At 73.1% G+C, this 16,497-nt stretch carries 18 protein-coding genes; 7 read left to right on the top strand and 11 right to left on the bottom strand.

What is annotated here, in order from left to right; genetic code table 11:
* Positions 1–10: 10 nt before the first annotated feature.
* Positions 11–184, bottom strand: coding sequence for a DUF397 domain-containing protein (locus ABTY59_RS03440; RefSeq protein WP_352017185.1), 174 nt, complete (start codon positions 182–184; stop codon positions 11–13).
* On the bottom strand, positions 181–996 hold the full coding sequence (locus ABTY59_RS03435) for a helix-turn-helix domain-containing protein (RefSeq protein ID WP_352017184.1): 816 nt from the start codon (positions 994–996) through the stop codon (positions 181–183). Before ABTY59_RS03435 ends, ABTY59_RS03440 begins: the two co-directional genes overlap by 4 nt.
* A gap of 82 nt (positions 997–1,078) precedes the next feature.
* Between ABTY59_RS03435 and ABTY59_RS03430 the strand changes: the two genes are divergently transcribed.
* Together ABTY59_RS03430 and ABTY59_RS03425 are read left to right on the top strand one after the other, a co-directional pair.
* Entirely contained in the window at positions 1,079–1,489 is a 411-nt protein-coding gene (locus tag ABTY59_RS03430) for a hypothetical protein (RefSeq protein ID WP_352017183.1), read from the top strand.
* 159 nt (positions 1,490–1,648) lie between these two features.
* On the top strand, positions 1,649–2,566 hold the full coding sequence (locus ABTY59_RS03425) for a hypothetical protein (RefSeq protein ID WP_352017182.1): 918 nt from the start codon (positions 1,649–1,651) through the stop codon (positions 2,564–2,566).
* Positions 2,567–2,576: 10 nt separating this feature from the next.
* Here ABTY59_RS03425 and ABTY59_RS03420 read toward each other — a convergent pair whose 3' ends face one another.
* From ABTY59_RS03420 to ABTY59_RS03410, 3 genes are all read right to left on the bottom strand, one after another.
* A complete protein-coding gene (locus ABTY59_RS03420; RefSeq protein WP_403535292.1) occupies positions 2,577–3,164 on the bottom strand; it encodes a GNAT family N-acetyltransferase in 588 nt (195 codons plus the stop codon).
* 56 nt (positions 3,165–3,220) lie between these two features.
* Positions 3,221–3,358 carry a hypothetical protein gene (locus ABTY59_RS03415; RefSeq protein ID WP_352017181.1) on the bottom strand — a complete coding sequence of 46 codons (138 nt, stop codon included), beginning with the start codon at positions 3,356–3,358 and terminating at the stop codon, positions 3,221–3,223.
* A gap of 98 nt (positions 3,359–3,456) precedes the next feature.
* The gene (locus ABTY59_RS03410) at positions 3,457–4,020 is read right to left on the bottom strand and encodes a GNAT family N-acetyltransferase (protein ID WP_352017180.1); all 564 of its coding nucleotides are present in this window, start codon (positions 4,018–4,020) and stop codon (positions 3,457–3,459) included.
* A 103-nt stretch (positions 4,021–4,123) separates the two neighbouring features.
* On the opposite strand from ABTY59_RS03410, the gene ABTY59_RS03405 reads away from it, so the two are divergent.
* Positions 4,124–5,035, top strand: coding sequence for a phosphotransferase (locus tag ABTY59_RS03405; protein WP_352017179.1), 912 nt, complete (start codon positions 4,124–4,126; stop codon positions 5,033–5,035).
* Between the two features lie 72 nt (positions 5,036–5,107).
* Here ABTY59_RS03405 and ABTY59_RS03400 read toward each other — a convergent pair whose 3' ends face one another.
* The 3 genes from ABTY59_RS03400 to ABTY59_RS03390 all read right to left on the bottom strand — a co-directional run bounded on the left by ABTY59_RS03400 (position 5,108) and on the right by ABTY59_RS03390 (position 8,394).
* Positions 5,108–6,742, bottom strand: coding sequence for a transporter (locus ABTY59_RS03400; RefSeq protein WP_352017178.1), 1,635 nt, complete (start codon positions 6,740–6,742; stop codon positions 5,108–5,110).
* Positions 6,739–7,635, bottom strand: coding sequence for an ABC transporter ATP-binding protein (locus ABTY59_RS03395; RefSeq protein ID WP_352017177.1), 897 nt, complete (start codon positions 7,633–7,635; stop codon positions 6,739–6,741). Before ABTY59_RS03395 ends, ABTY59_RS03400 begins: the two co-directional genes overlap by 4 nt.
* A 72-nt stretch (positions 7,636–7,707) precedes the next feature.
* Positions 7,708–8,394, bottom strand: coding sequence for a bifunctional DNA primase/polymerase (locus ABTY59_RS03390; protein ID WP_352017176.1), 687 nt, complete (start codon positions 8,392–8,394; stop codon positions 7,708–7,710).
* A gap of 271 nt (positions 8,395–8,665) precedes the next feature.
* Between ABTY59_RS03390 and ABTY59_RS03385 the strand changes: the two genes are divergently transcribed.
* Together ABTY59_RS03385 and ABTY59_RS03380 are read left to right on the top strand one after the other, a co-directional pair.
* Positions 8,666–10,048 (top strand): NsdA family TPR-like regulatory protein, encoded by a 1,383-nt coding sequence (locus ABTY59_RS03385; protein ID WP_352017175.1) that lies wholly within the window; start codon positions 8,666–8,668, stop codon positions 10,046–10,048.
* 142 nt (positions 10,049–10,190) lie between these two features.
* On the top strand, positions 10,191–11,609 hold the full coding sequence (locus ABTY59_RS03380) for a hypothetical protein (RefSeq protein WP_352017174.1): 1,419 nt from the start codon (positions 10,191–10,193) through the stop codon (positions 11,607–11,609).
* Between the two features lie 6 nt (positions 11,610–11,615).
* Here the strand turns inward: ABTY59_RS03380 and ABTY59_RS03375 are convergent, their stop codons facing one another.
* Positions 11,616–12,872: an ABC transporter substrate-binding protein gene (locus ABTY59_RS03375; RefSeq protein WP_352017173.1), complete on the bottom strand. Its 1,257-nt coding sequence runs from the start codon at positions 12,870–12,872 to the stop codon at positions 11,616–11,618.
* 227 nt (positions 12,873–13,099) lie between these two features.
* On the opposite strand from ABTY59_RS03375, the gene ABTY59_RS03370 reads away from it, so the two are divergent.
* Together ABTY59_RS03370 and purU are read left to right on the top strand one after the other, a co-directional pair.
* Positions 13,100–13,543: an SCO4402 family protein gene (locus tag ABTY59_RS03370; protein ID WP_352017309.1), complete on the top strand. Its 444-nt coding sequence runs from the start codon at positions 13,100–13,102 to the stop codon at positions 13,541–13,543.
* Positions 13,544–13,602: 59 nt separating this feature from the next.
* Positions 13,603–14,454 (top strand): formyltetrahydrofolate deformylase, encoded by an 852-nt coding sequence (gene purU / locus ABTY59_RS03365; RefSeq protein WP_352017172.1) that lies wholly within the window; start codon positions 13,603–13,605, stop codon positions 14,452–14,454.
* A gap of 131 nt (positions 14,455–14,585) precedes the next feature.
* Here purU and ABTY59_RS03360 read toward each other — a convergent pair whose 3' ends face one another.
* Together ABTY59_RS03360 and ABTY59_RS03355 are read right to left on the bottom strand one after the other, a co-directional pair.
* Positions 14,586–15,839, bottom strand: a complete 1,254-nt coding sequence (locus ABTY59_RS03360; protein ID WP_352017171.1) for a zf-HC2 domain-containing protein — start codon at positions 15,837–15,839, stop codon at positions 14,586–14,588.
* Positions 15,836–16,417, bottom strand: a complete 582-nt coding sequence (locus tag ABTY59_RS03355) for a sigma-70 family RNA polymerase sigma factor (protein WP_352017170.1) — start codon at positions 16,415–16,417, stop codon at positions 15,836–15,838. The genes ABTY59_RS03360 and ABTY59_RS03355 overlap by 4 nt, the downstream gene beginning before the upstream one ends.
* Positions 16,418–16,497 lie beyond the last annotated feature (80 nt).

Here is a 16,497-nt window from a genome sequence, read left to right as displayed (position 1 = left end):
CCTCCGCTCGTCAGACGGCCGAGACGAACGCGCCCCAGGCATCGGGGGAGACCTGGAAGGAGGGGAGGGCGGTGTCCTTGGAGTCGCGGACGTGGACGGTGTGGGGGCAGGAGGCGACCTCGACGCAGTCGCCCTGTTGGTCGCTGCTGTAGCTGCTCTTGAACCAGTTGAGGTCGGTGCTCATAGCTTTCGTGCCACCTGTTCGATGAGTCGTGCGGAGTCCGCCGGGCTGCGGGCCTGTGCCCGCAGCGCGCTGTAGCGGGCGAAGCAGTCCCCTACGTCCGGTTGTTCGCTGAGAAAGTACCTGCTGCCCTGTCCTTCGACATAGACCAGTTGGCTGCGGCGCCCCTCGGTCTCCAGCAGCGTGAACGAGCCGCTGAGGCCTGCGTGAACCCACAGGTCGTCCGGCATGACCTGGATGGTGACGTTCCGCAGCTCGGCGCACTCACGGATGTACAGCAGGTTCTCCCGAAGCACCTCGGGTCCACCGATCGGCTTGGTGAGCGCCGCCGGCTCCACGACGAAGGTCACCAGAGGTGACGGCTTGCGCCGGAACAACGCCTGTCGCTTGATGCGGGCGGCCACACCGGCCTCTATGTCCTCGTCGTCCAGGGCTGGGACCGCGCAATGGAAGACGGCCCGGGCGTACTCCGGTGTCTGGAGCAGACCGGGGATCAGCTGTACTTCGTACTTGTGGATGCCGGCCGCCTTCGCCTCCTCCTCCAGGTAGTCCTCGAACCAGGCCGCGACGCCACTCGCCGTCACCTCTTCCGCCACCTTCAGAAGTGCACCTTGTGCACTCAGCATCTCGTCCGCCAGCTCGACGAATCTGCCCCTCGGGCGCCTCTGCCCACGCTCGATCATGGCCACCTGGGACTTGGAATACGCGGTCTCCCGCCCCAGGGCCTCCTGTGAGATGCCTGCCCGCTCCCGGTGGAACCTCAGCAGCGCGCCGAAGGCCTTCGCGGCCCCCGGGGTCTTCTTCTCGTTGTTCACACCCGACCTCCCGAGTGCACAGTCCTGCACAACCGGACTGCGTCCCTGGTCACAGCACACCACGCGCCGCCAGGCTGATCGCATGAATCAGCGCAACTCGTTTGGTGACGCGCCCTCTTGGGTACCCGCGTCCGGTCACGCCCTTCGTCACGCCGGGGTGCACTTCGACGCCGTGCGGATCGGGGGGTTCCTCGGGGAGGACGTGGCGTACCGGCTGATGGAGTTCACGGACTTCCAGGCCGGTCCGATCGTCAGGATGGCGACGGGGGAGCGGAACCACTACTTCCTGCTGCCGCCGCAGACCGCCGCCGCACACGCGTGGCCGGCTCCGGCGCGGGCGTTGAGCCGGAGCGGAAGGGGCGAGGCGTTCGTCGGGATTCCGGCGCTGTACGGGATGACCTGGCCGCTCGACTGGCGATCCCGTCCGACAATCGAAGACCCGTTCGTAGAGCCGGAGTTGTTGCATCGCACGGTGAAGTGTGCGCTACGGTAAGCACATCATCACGCTCCGTGAAAACGGAGCGGTCCCCGGTGGTGCGCCAACACCATCGACCCGGGGACCTTCACTCCAGTGGAAGTCAGAGGTCCACCAGAAATGCTTAGGCATGTTATCGCTCCCGTTCACTCCTTCACCAAGGTTTCGAACGGTGTCGTGCGCCATCCGCGTCTGAACAGCGACGCGAAGCTCCTCCTCATCTACGTCCAGGGCCTCCCCGAGACCGCGAGTGGCAAGCCGCTCGGGGAGCACGCCACCGACCTGGGCATGCGGCCCCGTGCGTACCACCGGGCGAAGGAGTGTCTGGTGGCATGCGGGTTCCTGCACGAGTGGAAGTTCCAGAGCCGGCGCGGGTACTGGATCACCACGCAACTCCTCTCGAACGTCACCCTTACGCGTGACGAGGCCAACGCGGCCCGGGACGGGGTTCCGGCCGAGACTCCGGATGACGAGGGACCGACGGGCGGTTTTCGGGGACCCCGGCGGGCCGGACCTTCTTCTTCGGTAGAAGAAGACCGGGAGAAGACCATTCCCCACCCACCCACCGAAGAGCCGGCGCCGAATTCGGCGCCGGAGCCGGAAGCGGGCGAGCTCGCTCCCGAAGTCGCCGTGGCTGAGGGCGTGTTGAACTCGCTGGGGCATCAGAACCGGGACCTGCGCCTCGGCGCCGGGGAGGCGAGGGGCCTGGCCGAGGCGGCGGCGGAGTGGCTACGGCGGGGGGTGTCGGCGGCGGACCTGCGGTACGCCCTGACGACGTACCTGCCGCGGGGCGGTGTCCGTTCGGCGGTCGGGTTCCTGCGGCACCGGCTGACGGAGAAGCTCCCGGCCCCGCTGTTGCCGCAGCGGCCCGAGGAGCACCCTGCCGGGACGGCCCGGCCCGCCCTGGTCACCTGCGAGGGGCCCGGTGAGGAGCACGTCTTCCGGCCGCTCGGCGTGGAGACGCACTGCGGCAACTGCCGCATGGAACAGGCCCGCCGGGCCGCCGGGGTCCAGCTCGGGGAGCCCGCGGCCCGCCCCTCGTGGCGTACCCGCGTCGACGAGGTGCTGGCGGAGTCCGCCGCTCCCACCGGGTGAACGCGGGCGGTCAGAGGTCCCCCTGGACGAGGGCGTGGAGGTGCTCGTCGTGCCACCCGTCCGCATGGAGCAGGGCGCTGCGCATGGTGCCTTCGAGGGAGAACCCGGCCTTGACCGCCACGCGGCAGGACGCCGGGTTCGCCACGGAGTGGCACAGGCGCAGGCGGTGCAGGCCGAGGTCGTTCAGGGCCCAGGCGCTGACGCGCCGGGTGGCCTCGACCGTCACGCCGGCGCCGCGCGCGGAGGGGAGGATCCAGTAGACGATCTCGGCGCTGCCGCCGCTCAGGTCGATGTCGCCCCACCCGATCAGCCCGAGGGCCTCGCCGTCCGGCCGTGCGATGGCCCAGATGGCGCTGAGCTCGGCCGTCCACCGCTCGTGCATGCGCTCGATCCGGCGACGGGCGTCGTCCGGCGTGTCGACCAGGAGGCGGTTCCAGTGGCGAATCCCGGGATCCTGACCGGCGGTCACGAGGACGTCCGCGTCGGAGAGGCGCCAGGGCCGCAGCTCCAGGCCGCCGGGAAGACCGAGCACCGGCTGCTCCGCCCGGGCCATCCGGCCCGCGGGGACCACTGCGGGTATGGGCAAGTCGTTGATCATCTCGGCATCCTGACAGGAGCGTCGCGCACGGGCCCCGGGCCCCTGCGTCCCGGCCGTCAGGCCGCCCGGCGCCTGCGGCCCCGCCGCCCCTCGCGGCGTACGTCCTCGTAGGCCATGCGCAGGTCGATGAACTCCAGGGCGTACCCCACCCCACGGGCGACCCACCCGATCGCCTTCACCACTACCTCGTCCACGGCGCTCTTCCTTCCCCCGGTGCCTGTCTCCCTCTCAGACTCGGTAACGGCCCGAGAGGTTGACCGTCGGGTCCCGGCCGCCGGTGAGACCCCTCGGCTCAGTCCCGCTCCAGGCGCCACACCTGGTCCTCGCCCGTCTCCGCCGGGGCGGTGGGCTCGTGGGGGCGGCGGAGGTGGGCGGTGAAGCCGAGGCGGGCGGGGACGGCGGCGCTGGCGTGGTTCGCGACGTCGTGGACGATCTCGACGGCCGTGACACCGGGCAGCCGGAACCCCTGCTCGACCAGGGCGCGGGCGGCACGCGTGGCGAGGCCCCGGCCGGTGACGGCCGGGTGCAGCCAGTAGCCGATCTCGATGACGCCGTCCGGGGTGTCGTCGAGCCGGTGCAGCCCGCAGGAGCCGACGACGGCCCCGTCGAGCACCACCGCGTAGCTGTACTGCGCACCGCTCGCCCACAGCTCCGCCCGCCCGGCCAGGAAGGCGGCGGTCTCCTCGAAGCTGTGATCGGCGATCCACGGCATCCAGGGGCGCAGGTGGTCCACCGATTCCTCGATGACCCGGAAGAACTCCGTCAGGTCCGCCTCGGCGTCGAACGCCCGGAGCGTGAGCCCGTCGGCGAGGTCGACGCGGGTGTCCGGGCCTGCGGGGAGCGGCGCATTGTCCATGCGCCGAGGATCGGGCCCGTCGCTCACCGGAGCAACGGGATTTCGTTTCTCCCTGCGTACGCTCTCCTGGCCGGCCGGCCAGGCCGATCGGAGGACGGACATCATGGGGGACGCGGTGGACCACGACGAGGCTTTGGTACGGGCGCTGCTCCGCGACCAGCACCCCGATCTGGCGGATCTCCCGCTCCGGGCGGTGCCGGGCGGCTGGGACAACCAGCTGTTCCGGCTCGGCGACGAGTTGGCCGTACGGATGCCCCGTACCGATCGGGCCCCGGGGCTGCTGCGCAAGGAGCTCCGCTGGCTGCCGGACCTGGCGCCGCTGCTCCCGCTGCCCGTGCCCGTCCCCGTACGCGCCGGGGAGCCGTCCGAGCGGTTCGCCGGGACGTGGACGGTCGCCCACTGGGTCCCGGGCGAGCCGGGCGACGCGGCGCCCGTCACGCGCGGCACCCACGCGGCCGGGGCGCTGGCGGGCTTCCTGCGGGCCCTGCACCGCGAGGCCCCCGCGGACGCCCCCGCCAACGCGGACCGGGGCGTGCCCCTGGAGGGCTTCGCCCCCGGGTTCGGGGACGGCCTCGCGCTGCTGGCCGCGCACGCCGACCCGGGGGCCGTGCGGCGGGTGTGGGAGGACGCCGTGGCGGCCCCCGGCCCACAGGGCCCGCCGGTGTGGCTGCACGGGGACCTGCACCCGGCGAACGTCGTCGTCGCGGACGGCACCCTCGCCGGGATCCTCGACTTCGGCGAACTGTGTGCGGGCGACCCGGCGACGGACCTCTCGGCGGCCTGGCTGCTGCTGCCGGAGGGGGCGGCCGGGCCGTTCCTCGCGGCGTACGGGCACGGCGGCGCGCACGTCGACGACGCCACCGTCCGCCGCGCCCGCGGCTGGGCCCTGCTCCGCGCGGCCGGCCTCATCGCCATCGGCCGTGCGGGCGACCGCGGCCTGCCCGGCGGAAAGCCCACCTGGGGCCCGGCGGGCCGGGCGGCACTCGCCCGGGTGCTGACCCACGCGAGGCGGTGAGCCGCCGGGAGGCGAGGACGTCCCGGGGCATGCCGAAGCCCCGGGGCCGTCGTGCCCCGGGGCTCCCGGCGGTCAGCCCTTGCTGACCGCCGCCAGGATCTCCGGCAGGCGCTTCGCCGTGCGCGGGGCCGCGGCCTTGAGGCCCGCGAGCACGAGCAGCGCGCCGTAGAGCAGGCCCGCCGGGAGCAGCAGCCACAGCAGGGACTGCCGGTCGGAGACGTGGAGGTAGACCGTCGCGGCGATCAGCGGGGCGCACAGCACGCCCGCGATGAGCATGCCGCCCATGATCGACATCCAGGCCAGGCCGCCCTGTCCCGGCGCCACGTTCTTGTAGCCGCTGTCCTGGGGGATCGAGTACGGGAAGGCCGCCGAGGTCACCGCGCCCGTCCCGACCATCGCGCCGAGCAGGCCGAGGGCCAGGCCGAGGGCCTCGGGGAACTGGTCCCAGGCGCCGAGGACGGCTGCCGTCACGCCGGTCACGAGCGCCGTGAACGGCAGGGTGACCATCAGCAGGGTCAGGGCCCGCGCCCGGAGTTCGGTGTACGCGTCGGCCGCCGTCGAGATGGTCTGGGCGACCATCCAGAACGCCGAGCTGTCCTGCCCGAACTGGTTGTACATCAGCATGCCGAGCATGCCCGAGGCGAAGCAGGCGAAGTAGATCGAGCCGGCGCCCTGGAAGGCGTTGAACAGGGGCACGATCAGACCGATGGCGAGCGAGGTCACCCACGCGGCCTTGGTCTTCGGGTCACGCCAGATGTACCGCAGGCTGCGCTCCATGATCGCGCCGGTGCGTCCGGCCGGCAGGATCCGGGCGAGCAGCCCCGAACCGGTGGCCTTGTCCTTGGCGGCCGCGTCCGAGGCCGCGCCGATCGTGGAGCCGTCCGGCTCGACCATCAGCCGCACCAGGCTCCGCTGCCACCAGTACAGGAGCGCCACGAGGGCCGCCGCCGTGAGCAGCAGCCGGGCCCCGGCGACCGCGTAGTCGCCCCGGCTCGCGGCGTCGACGGCGCCGATCGCGGCGGCCGGCGGCAGCCAGCCGACGACGGCCGTGGCCGGTTCGAGGGACTCCAGGCCGCCGGCCTGTCCGAGGCGCTGGGCGGCGAAGTTCACGAACTGGATGCCGACCGCGATGACGAGACCGCTCAGCAGGGCCAGGTCCCGGCCCTTGCGGGAGGTGAGGAGCCGGATGTTGGCGGCGGCCACGGCCCGGGACAGCGCCACGCACGTCACGGCCGTGAGCGGGACGGCGAGGACGGCGAGGCCGGTGGCGGCCGCGCCGTGCGCGACGGCGAGGACCGCGCCCACGACCAGGACGAGGGTGAGGACCGGGCCGACGCCCACGAGTGAGGCGACGAGCAGCGCCCGGACCAGCGGCCGGGGCTGCAGCGGCAGCATCACGAGCCGCGAGGGGTCGAGGGTCTCGTCGCCGCTGGGGATGAACAGCGGCATGAACGTCCAGGCCAGCGACAGGGCCCCGACGAGGAGGATCGCGACGGTGTCGGCGTCGCCGTGGCCGCGCAGCAGGGCGAAGGCCAGCACTATGCCGCCGGCGAAGAGCGCGCCGAAGACGATCGACACGATGTACGCGGCGGTCCGCCCGCCGGACTGCCGCAGCCCGTTCCTCAGCAGGGACAGCTTGAGCCGTACGAAGACGGACGTGAGCGACGGTACGGGCGCGGTGGCGGTGGTGGTCGGGGCGGTGCTCATCGCTGCGTACCGCCCGTGCCCGAGGCCGAGCCGCCCGTCCCCGTGGCGCCCGCGTCCGAACCGCCGCCCAGCCAGTCCAGCGAGTCCCCGGCCGTCTCGCGGCCGTTCGCGCCGACCAGCTCCAGGAACGCCGCCTGGAGCGAGGGCGCCGAGCCGCGCACCTCGGCCAGCGGGCCCTGCGCCCGGATCTGGCCGCCCGCCATGACGGCGACCCAGTCGCACAGCGACTCGACGAGCTCCATGACGTGGCTGGAGAAGACGACGGTCGCGCCGGAGGAGGTGTACCGCTCCAGGACGCGGCGGATGGTCTGCGCGGAGACCGGGTCGACGCCCTCGAAGGGCTCGTCGAGGAAGAGGACCTCGGGGTTGTGGAGGAGCGCGGCGGCGAGGCCGATCTTCTTCCGCATGCCCGTCGAGTAGTCGACGACCAGCTTGTTCTGCGAGCCGGTCAGGTCGAGCACGTCGAGGAGCTGCGCCGCCCGCTTGTCGACCTCGGCGCCGGGCAGCCCCCGCAGCCGGCCGCTGTAGGCGAGGAGCTCACGGCCCGAGAGGCGCTCGAAGAGCCGCAGGCCCTCCGGCAGGATGCCGATGCGGGCCTTGACCTGCGCGACCGACTCCGGGTCGGCCCACACGTCGTGCCCGGCGACCAGGATCCGCCCGTGGTCGGGCCGCAGCAGTCCGGTGATCATGGAGAGCGTGGTGGTCTTGCCGGCGCCGTTGGGCCCGACGAGTCCGATGAACCGGCCCGCGGGCAGGACGAGATCGATCCCGTTCACCGCGATCTGCTGGCCGAAACGCTTCCACAGCCCCTCGACGCGGACGGCGGGCACCGCACCGTCCGCCGGTGCGGCGCCCGCCTTGTCGAACGCTCCGTCAAATGCCTGGTCAGGCATGCTCCGTCAACCCCTAGGTCGTCCCCGTGCTTACGGGGACACCCTAAGGGCGGGCCCGACCGGGCCCCTCTGTCACTGCGTGCGGCTCCGGGCCTCCGCCGCTTCCCGGCCACAGGCGTAGGCGAGGGCGCTGATCAGTTCCTCCGCGTCGGGCAGCCAGCGGTTCGCCGGCGTGGGTCGCCGCGCCCACTGCACCGCGCCGAAGCCGCCGATCCGGGTGGGCGGGGCCGCCACGTAGTGGCCCTCGCCGCGCGTGACGAGGTCGATGGAGGCCGGGGTCCAGCCGAGCTTGCGGACGAGGTCCGGAACCTTGGCGGCGGCGCCGGGCAGCACGAAGAAGTACATCCGGCGGTCCGGGGTGCAGGTCACGGGGCCGAGCGTCAGCTGCATCCGCTCCATGCGGGCGAGCGCCAGGAAGCCGGCCGACTCGGACACCTCGATCGCGTCGAAGGTGCGGCCGGTCGGCAGCAGGATGGAGGCCTTCGGCGTCTTCGACCACATCCGCCGCGCCCCGACCCCGCTCCCGGTGGCCTGGGTCGACCAGTCGGGCCTGACGGCGTGCGCGCCGGGCACGGCGCACGCGTCCGCGCCGCAGGAGCAGCGCTCCCTGCCCTCGACGGCTTCCAGCCAGGTCCCGGGAAACACGTCCCAGTGCCGCTCTTCCGCGTACCGCACGGCGCTGTCCAGCAGCTGCTCGCCCCGCTGCTTGGGGATCTGTGCGGCTTCCGTGACTCCCATGGTCTCTTCCACGGTGAGCACAACTTCCCCCGTCACCTGGGGTTACGGGCGCGGTGAAGGCCGTGTTGACGCATCGATCCTGCACGCGGGGCGCATGGGTGCACGGGCGGGGGCGCGCGGAGGGCCGGGGAGCGGGGGTGGGTACGCAGAGGTGGGGGGGCGTGGGCGGCGGGGTGGATCCAGCCGCGTGGCCGACGTGTCCGGTTTCGCGTGTTCACATCTGCATTGACCGCATATTCGCCGGGCATTGATCAGTTCTCTCGTGATCACCGCACGGCCTCAGGGGGTACTCATGGCAGCCAGGCCACTCGTTCCGCGTCAGCTCAACGAACGGCTCCAGGCGCTCATCCAGGAGGCCGGCTGCTCCAACGCCGGCCTCGCCCGCAGGGTCAACATGGTCGGCGCGGAGCGCGGCCTCGACCTGCGCTACGACAAGACGTCGGTGGCGCGCTGGCTGCGCGGGCAGCAGCCGCGCGGCCGGGCGCCCGGGATCATCGCGGAGGCGCTGGGCCGCAAGCTGGGCCGCACGGTCACGATCGACGAGGTCGGCATGGCCAACGGCCGCAACCTCGCCGCCGGGGTGGGGCTCCAGTTCGCGCCGACCGTGCCCGGGGCGATCGAGCAGGTCTGCGAGCTGTGGCGCAGCGACGTGGGGCGGCGGGACTTCCTGAACGGCTCGACGGTCGCGGCCTCCGCGCTCGTCGAGCCCAGCAGGGACTGGCTGATCACGGGCCCCGACGCGCACGTGGCCCGGATGGCGGGGGCCCGGGTCGGGGTCGCGGACGTGGCCGCCGTACGGGAGATGACGGCGGCGCTCGTCGACCTCGACCGGCGCTTCGGCAGCGGCCACGTGCGGCCGGTGGTCGTGCACTACCTCAACAGCGTGGTGTCGGGCATGCTGTCCGGCTCCTACCGGGAGGCGATCGGCCGGCAGCTCTTCGCGGCCGTCGCCCGGCTGACCGAGCTCGCCGGGTACATGGCGGTGGACACCGGTGAACCGGGCCTCGCGCAGCGGTACTACATCCAGGCGCTCAGGCTCGCGCAGGCGGCGGGCGACCGGGGGTACGGCGGCTACGTGCTGGCCGCCTCGATGAGCCACCTCGCCGCGCAGCTCGGCAACCCGCGGGAGATCGCCCAGCTCGCGCGGGCGGCGCAGGAGGGCGCGCGGGGGAAGGTGCCGCCGCGCGCGGAGGCGATGTTCCTGGCGGCGGAGGCGCGCGGGCACGCCCTGATGGGCGACGTGCGGGCCTTCGAGTCGGCGGCGGGCCGTGCCGTGCGGGCCCTGGAGCGGGCCGATCCCGAGGCGGGTGACGACCCGGTGTGGATCGCCCACTTCGACCGGGCGTACCTCGCGGACGAACTGGCGCACTGCCACCGGGACCTGGGGCAGGCGGAGGCGGCGGCGCGGGCGGCGGAGGAGTCGATCGCCGGGCACCCGGAGTCGCGGGCGCGGCGGCGGGCGATCGGCCTCGCGCTGCTCGCCTCGGCGCGGGTGCAGCAGCGGGAGGTGGAGCAGGCCTGCCGGACGGGCACGCAGGCGCTCGAACTCCTGGGCACGCTGCGGTCGTCGCGGGGCGCGGAGTACCTGGAGGACCTGAGGGAGCGCCTGGAGCCGTACGCGGGGGAGGCGGTGGTGCGGGAGTTCGGGGCGCGGATGGAGCTGTACGCGGCGTAGCCGTCCGCGGGCGCGGCTGGACGTCCGGGGGCGTTTCGTACACCGCTCGTGTAACCGGTCTCACACGTGTGTGCGGAGCCCAGTCGGCACCCGGTAGCGTGAGCCGACGATTCCGTAGGTTGGTCCATCAGTGGGAGTCCCGGTGACGCAGAACGGACAGGGTCCGGAGCATGGCGGCGGTCAGCCGTGGGGCGGCGCCTGGGGTCCCGCCGGCGGGCAGCCGGGCGGGCAGCCCCTGCCGCCCGCGCAGCCGCTGCCGCCGGAGGCGCCGCAGGGCGCCGCCGACATGCAGTCCACCCAGTACCTGCCGCCGGTACCGCCGCAGCAGGGCCCGCCGCAGCCCGGCTACGGCTACCCGGGCCCCGGCGCCCCGGCCGCCGGGGACATGCAGGCGACCCAGCACATAGCGCCGGTCCCGGGCGGGATGCCGCCGGTGCAGGGGATGCCGCCGCAGGCCGCCCCGCAGCCGGGGTACGGCTACCCGGGTCCCGGCGCCGCCGCCCCGCAGCCCGGCTACGGCTACCCGGGCCCCGGTGCTCCGGGCGCCGGCGACATGCAGGCCACCCAGCACATGGCCCCGGTGCCGCCGCAGCAGGGCGGGGGCTCCGACACCCAGTTCCTCGGCACGGGCCCGCTCGCCGCGCAGGGGCCCGGTCCGGCCGGTGCCTCGGACGCGACGCAGTACATCGCGCCCGTGCCGGCGCAGGCGCCCGGTGAGCGGCAGCCGCCCGCCGAGTTCGACAACCTCTTCCGTACGGAGGCGCCGCGGGCGCCCCAGCAGCCGCACGCGCCGCAGGGCTACCAGCAGCCGGGCCCGGCCCCGTACCAGCAGCAGCAGCACCACCAGCCGCCGCAGCCGCCGCAGCAGCAGTTCGGCTTCCAGGACGCCTACTACGACGACGAGGAGCCCGCGCCGCGCCGCAAGTCGCCGGTCGCGCTGATCGCCGCCGTCGTCGTCGGCTGCGCGGTCGTCGGCCTCGGCGCCGGGGCGCTGCTCAGCGGTGGGGACGAGGAGAAGGACCCCAAGACCCCCGGGCAGAACGTCGCGGCGAGCTCGGCCGCGCCCTCCGCCTCGGCCGAGCAGCCCACGGAGAAGCCGGCCGACCCGGCGGAGCCGCAGGCGCAGGAGCTGAGCAAGCTCCTCGCGACGAGCAGCAGTAGCCGCGAGACGGTGATCAGCTCCGTCGCGTCCATCAACCAGTGCAAGGACCTCGACCAGGCGGCGGGCGATCTGCGGGGCGCCGCCGAGCAGCGCCGGGGCCTGATCACCAAGCTCCAGGCGCTGTCCGTCGACAAGATCCCGGACAGCGCGGCGCTGACGGCGGCGCTCACCAAGGCCTGGCAGGCCTCGGCCTCCGCCGACGACCACTACGCGGCCTGGGCCGACCAGATGAAGGCCAAGAAGGCCTGCAAGGGCGGCAAGGCCCGCTCGACCAACCACCGGACCGCGGGCGACGCGAAGAGCGGCGAGGCCACCACGGCCAAGCGCGAGGCGGCCAGGCTGTGGAACCCGACCGCCGACAAGTTCGGTCTGGAGAAGCGGACCTACACGCAGCTCTGAGCGCGGTCAGGGGGCGCTGAGGACGGTTTCGCCGACGTCGACGAAACCGGGCTTCTGCGCCACGAGGCGTCCCTGGCGCACCACCTGGAACGTCACCTCGTGGTTGACGATCCGGGCGAAGCCGGGGGCGCCGAGCATGTCCTCGTACTTCCAGCGCAGGCTGGGCGTGAGGCCGCCGGTGTCGATCCGCTCGCCGCGGTCGAGGGCGTGGCTGATCTCCCCGGCCGTGACGCTGTCCTTGTCGAGGCCCTCGATGACCTCCCTGAGGACCGTGTAGGCGATCCAGGTGGTCTGGACGCCGGTGTCGGCCGGGTCGACCCGGTTGTCGACGAAGGCGTGCTCCTGGATGACCTTGCGCATCGGCGCCCAGCTCTTGTCGCCCTCCGCCGGGTACCAGCCGGTGACGAACGCGCCCTCGAAGGGGCTGTGGGGGCCGCCGGTGCGGTCGATGACGGGCTGGTCGACGCTGCCGAGGACCGAGGAGATCCGGACGCCGTCGCTCTTCTCGTCCTCGGGGAGGCGGCGGAAGGAGTCGAAGAAGGTCTGGGTGCGTTCGCCGAGGACGGCGGTCACACAGCCCTTCTCCTCGCCGGCCCGGTCGCGGGCGCTGCCGGCCTGCCGGGTGTACTCGGCGGCGTCCTCCTGGGCCGGGATGTCGATGGCGCTGTGGTGGCTCGCCTTGCGGAGGCCGGAGTTGAGGAGCTCGGGGAGCTTGTCGCCGGCGGTGGTGTCGGGGCGGACGAGCGAGACCCTCTCGCAGGAGTCCGCGAGCTGCATGCCGTGCCCGGCGACGAGGGAGGCGACGCCTCCGTTGACGGGGTACGAGAGCGGGCTGGTGAACTCGTCCTCGGCGATGCCGTACCCGCCGATGTACGGGATGCCGGCGGCCTCCAGCGGGGCCATGAAGGCGCGGCCGTTCTGGCTGTACGAGCCGACGACGGCCACCGCGTTCTCGCGCACCGCCCGGCGGGCGCAGGCGGCGGCGCCGGACGGGCTGTTCTGTTCGTTGCAGGTCAGGACGCGCAGCTCGTGTCCGTCGATGCCGCCCTGGGAGTTGACCCAGCGGGCGTAGGTCTGCGCCATGGCGGGCATTCCCGGCATATTGGTCGCGCGGGTCTGGTCGGGGGCCCAGGTCATCACCGTGACGGGCTCCCTGGAGCCCCCCGTGGCCCCAGGGAGCACGCCACAGCCGGTGAGCAGCGACGCTGCCGCCGCCGCGGTCGTGACGTACGCGAGGAGTGAGGTCAGTCGCCTACCGGTCATGGGCATGCACATTTCCGCCTCATGGGTAACGCGGGAGTGAGCACGGTTCAACGGGGGGTGACGTGAAGGTGAATTACGGGGGCCACCGACCGGAAGGGGAGGGGGCGAGTCCGCTTGTCGGACCCGGAACGTACGATCGAAACGTGTCCAGTCCAGTCTCCAATCCCGTCTCCAATCCCGTCTCCGGTTCGGTGAACTCTTCCCGTCGCGGCCGTCGCTCCTCCACCATGGGCGGCATGCCGCTCAACGACATGCCGTGGTGGCGCTGGCGCAGCAACGTGCGCTCGGCGCTGCACATGCTCTCCGACCCCGGATTCCACGAGACGACCTGGCTGGCCGGCCAGGAGGGGTACGGCGACGTCACCGACGCCGTCTACCGCCTCGTCGAGGACACCTGGCTCGACAACTGGTCCGCCGAGAAGTACGTCGGCGCGATCTTCCGGGACTCCGGCGAGGCCGCCCTCGTCGACGTCGCCGTCCTCCGGGTGCTGCGCATCATGCACCAGGTGGGCCCGGACGCCCAGGTCTCCGCCTACCTCCGGCACCTCGGCTGGCCCGAGGCCGTGCGCGCCGCCCGCGAGGCACACGTACGGATGGCGCGGGCCGACGGCGAGGACCCCGACACGCCCCCGTGCTCCCTCGACGTGCTTCGTATCATGACCCGGTCCTGAGCCGTTCCGCCTGACGGACGGCGGCCCGCCCGGGCGGGCGTCTGTGGCAGGCTGACGGGATGACCGACCAGTACGTCCTCACCCTCTCGTGCCCGGACAAGCAGGGCATCGTGCACGCCGTGTCGAGCTACCTCTTCATCACCGGCTGCAACATCGAGGACAGCCAGCAGTTCGGAGACCGTGACACCGGTCTCTTCTTCATGCGGGTCCACTTCTCGGCCGAGACCCCGGTGACGGTCGAAAAGCTCCGGGCGAGCTTCGCCGCCGTCGGCGACGCCTACGCGATGGACTGGCAGATCAACCGGGCCGACCAGCCCATGCGGGTCGTCCTCATGGTCTCGAAGTTCGGCCACTGCCTGAACGACCTGCTGTTCCGCTCGCGCATCGGGGCCCTGCCGGTCGAGATCGTCGCGGTCGTCTCCAACCACACGGAGTTCGAGGAACTGGTCGGCTCCTACGGGATCCCCTTCCGGCACATCCCGGTCACCAAGGAGAACAAGCCCGAGGCGGAGGCCGAGCTCCTCGACCTCGTCCGCACGGAGAACGTCGAGCTCGTCGTCCTCGCCCGCTACATGCAGGTCCTCTCCGACGACCTGTGCAAGCAGCTCTCCGGCCGGATCATCAACATCCACCACTCCTTCCTCCCCAGCTTCAAGGGCGCCAAGCCCTACCACCAGGCGCACGCGCGCGGTGTGAAGCTCATCGGCGCGACCGCGCACTACGTGACGGCCGACCTCGACGAGGGCCCGATCATCGAGCAGGAGGTCGAGCGCGTCGGCCACGAGGTGACGCCCGACCAGCTGGTGGCGACGGGGCGGGACGTGGAGTGCCAGGCGCTGGCGCGGGCGGTGAAGTGGCACGCGGAACGCCGCATCCTCCTGAACGGCCGCCGCACGGTCGTCTTCGCGTAACCCCTCACGGGCGGCGCCCGCGCGGGGCCGCGGGCGCGGCTAAGGCGGGCGCGGCCACCGCGGGCACGGCTACCGGCGGGCGTGGCTAAGGCGGGCGCCGCCACCGCGGGCGCGGCTGTCGGCGGGCCCTGCTACAGGCGGCTCAACGACGCCGCCGCCGACAGGACGTCGCGGATCGCCTCGCGGTCGCCGTCCTGGCCCGCCGCCGCTTCCTCCGGCGTGATGTGCCCCGCCACCAGCTGGCAGAACTCCACCCCGTCCATCGCGACCTGGGCGACCGCCCGGTCCGGGGAGCCGAGCGCCGCCGGGGAGTCCAGGGCGATGTACCAGTGGCCGCCGCCCGAGCCCTCCACCTCCAGGTGGAGCGAGCGGCCCGCCGCGCCCGCCGTGACGAGCTCCTTCGCGGGGCCGGCCAGGCCCGTGCGGCGACGGTTCGCGAGGGCCGCAGGCAGCTGCCGGGCCGCGAGGTCGATCATTCCGTGCAGGTGCGGCCCGCTGGGCGGCGCGTACGGGTAGGCCACGGCGGTCGCGATGTCGTCCGCGTGCCGCCAGCACTCGAAGGCCCGCTCCAGGAGCGAGTCGCGGAGCGGCAGGGAGAAGTCCTTGTAGGTGACCGTCAGGTCGGCCACCCCGCGCCCCGCGAAGGCGGCCGTCCGGATCAGCGTGTGCGACTGGTCCCGCCACGGACCCCGCAGGGCGCGGTTCGGCGGCCGGTCGAGGGCCGACCAGAACGCCTCCGTGCGCTCCGTCGGGGACAGCTCCGGGACCCCGGCTCCCAGGGGGTCGTCCAGGCCGAGCGCCGCCGACACCAGGCCGTCCACCGCCATGAGGTGGCCGATGACCGCCGCGACGGTGGCCTTGCGGCGCACCACGCGGTCCTCCTCGTACCACTTGAGGCGCACCGGCGCGTGCCACTCGGACTCGCCGATGTCCCTCAGGAGCGCGTCGAGCCGGGCGGTCTCCGCGTCGTACGGCGTGACCCAGTCGGGGACGGGGATGCGGGCGGGCCGGCGGCCCAGGCAGTTCTCCAGGACCCGGGAGCGGAGCAGCGGGTCGAGGTCCAGGTCGCGGTCCTCGTGGAGGAGCGCGACGGCGTCGCGGAGCCGGAGGGCCTCGTCGGCGCAGGGCGCGCACTCGGTGAGGTGGTTCTCGACGGCCCTGGTCTCCCCGGCCGAGCACGCCGAAAGCGCCCAGGCCCCGAGCAGGGACTTGAGCACGTTGTGCGTGAGGACCGGTACCTCGGGCTCCTCCTCGTCCACGTCCGGCTCCTCCGCCTCCTCCGGCAGCGGTGCCGTCAGGTCCGCGTGGTCGTCGGCCGACCGACGCGGTCCCGGTATCCACGGGGCGCGCGCGACGTGGTCGCCGTCCTCGCTCGCCCCGGTCACAGCGCCCGTCCGTAGCCCGGCGGCGAGGACCCTTCGAGCGGCCGGGTGTTCGCGGAGGAGAGCAGTTGCAGTCCGAGCCGGAGCCGCCGGCGGGCCTCGTCCTCGGTGACGCCCAGGTCGGCGGCGGTCTGGCGGTAGTCGCGCCGCTGGAAGTACGCCAGTTCGAGCGCGGCCCGCAGCGAGGCGGGCATGGACGTGACGATGTAGTCGGCACGGGCGGCGACCGTGGCCCGGTGCACCTTCTGCTCCAGCTCCTCGGCGGAGCCGACACCCGTCTCCGCGTACGCCAGGGCCTCGGCCTCCCGCAGCCGGTGCACGGCCTGCCGCTGGGTCAGCTTGGCGACCCACGAGCGCATGTTGCCCTGCTTCGGGTCGTACGCGTCGGGGTTCTCCCAGACGTAGCCGAAGACCTCGCGGGTGACCTGGTCGGCCGCCGCGTCGTCGTCGAGGACCCGGTGGGCGAGGCTGTGCACGAGGGCGGCGAACCGGTCGTAGAACTCGCCGAGGGCCGCGGCTTCCCCGCGTGCCAGCCGCTGCTGCATCCTGCGGTCCCAGCGCGGTGGTGTGTCCATCGCCATGAGGCCCTCCGTCCCGGTTCTCCTCCAAAGTAATGCGCCGCTCCGACAACGCACTCCTGTTTGCCGCAAGTGCGCCCTTG

Origin of the sequence: Streptomyces sp. NPDC096079, assembly GCF_040303145.1 — a bacterium.
Taxonomy (GTDB): Bacteria; Actinomycetota; Actinomycetes; order Streptomycetales; family Streptomycetaceae; genus Streptomyces.
The sequence above is the reverse complement of the archived record's forward strand: the minus strand, read 5'-3'. Positions and strand labels throughout refer to the sequence as shown.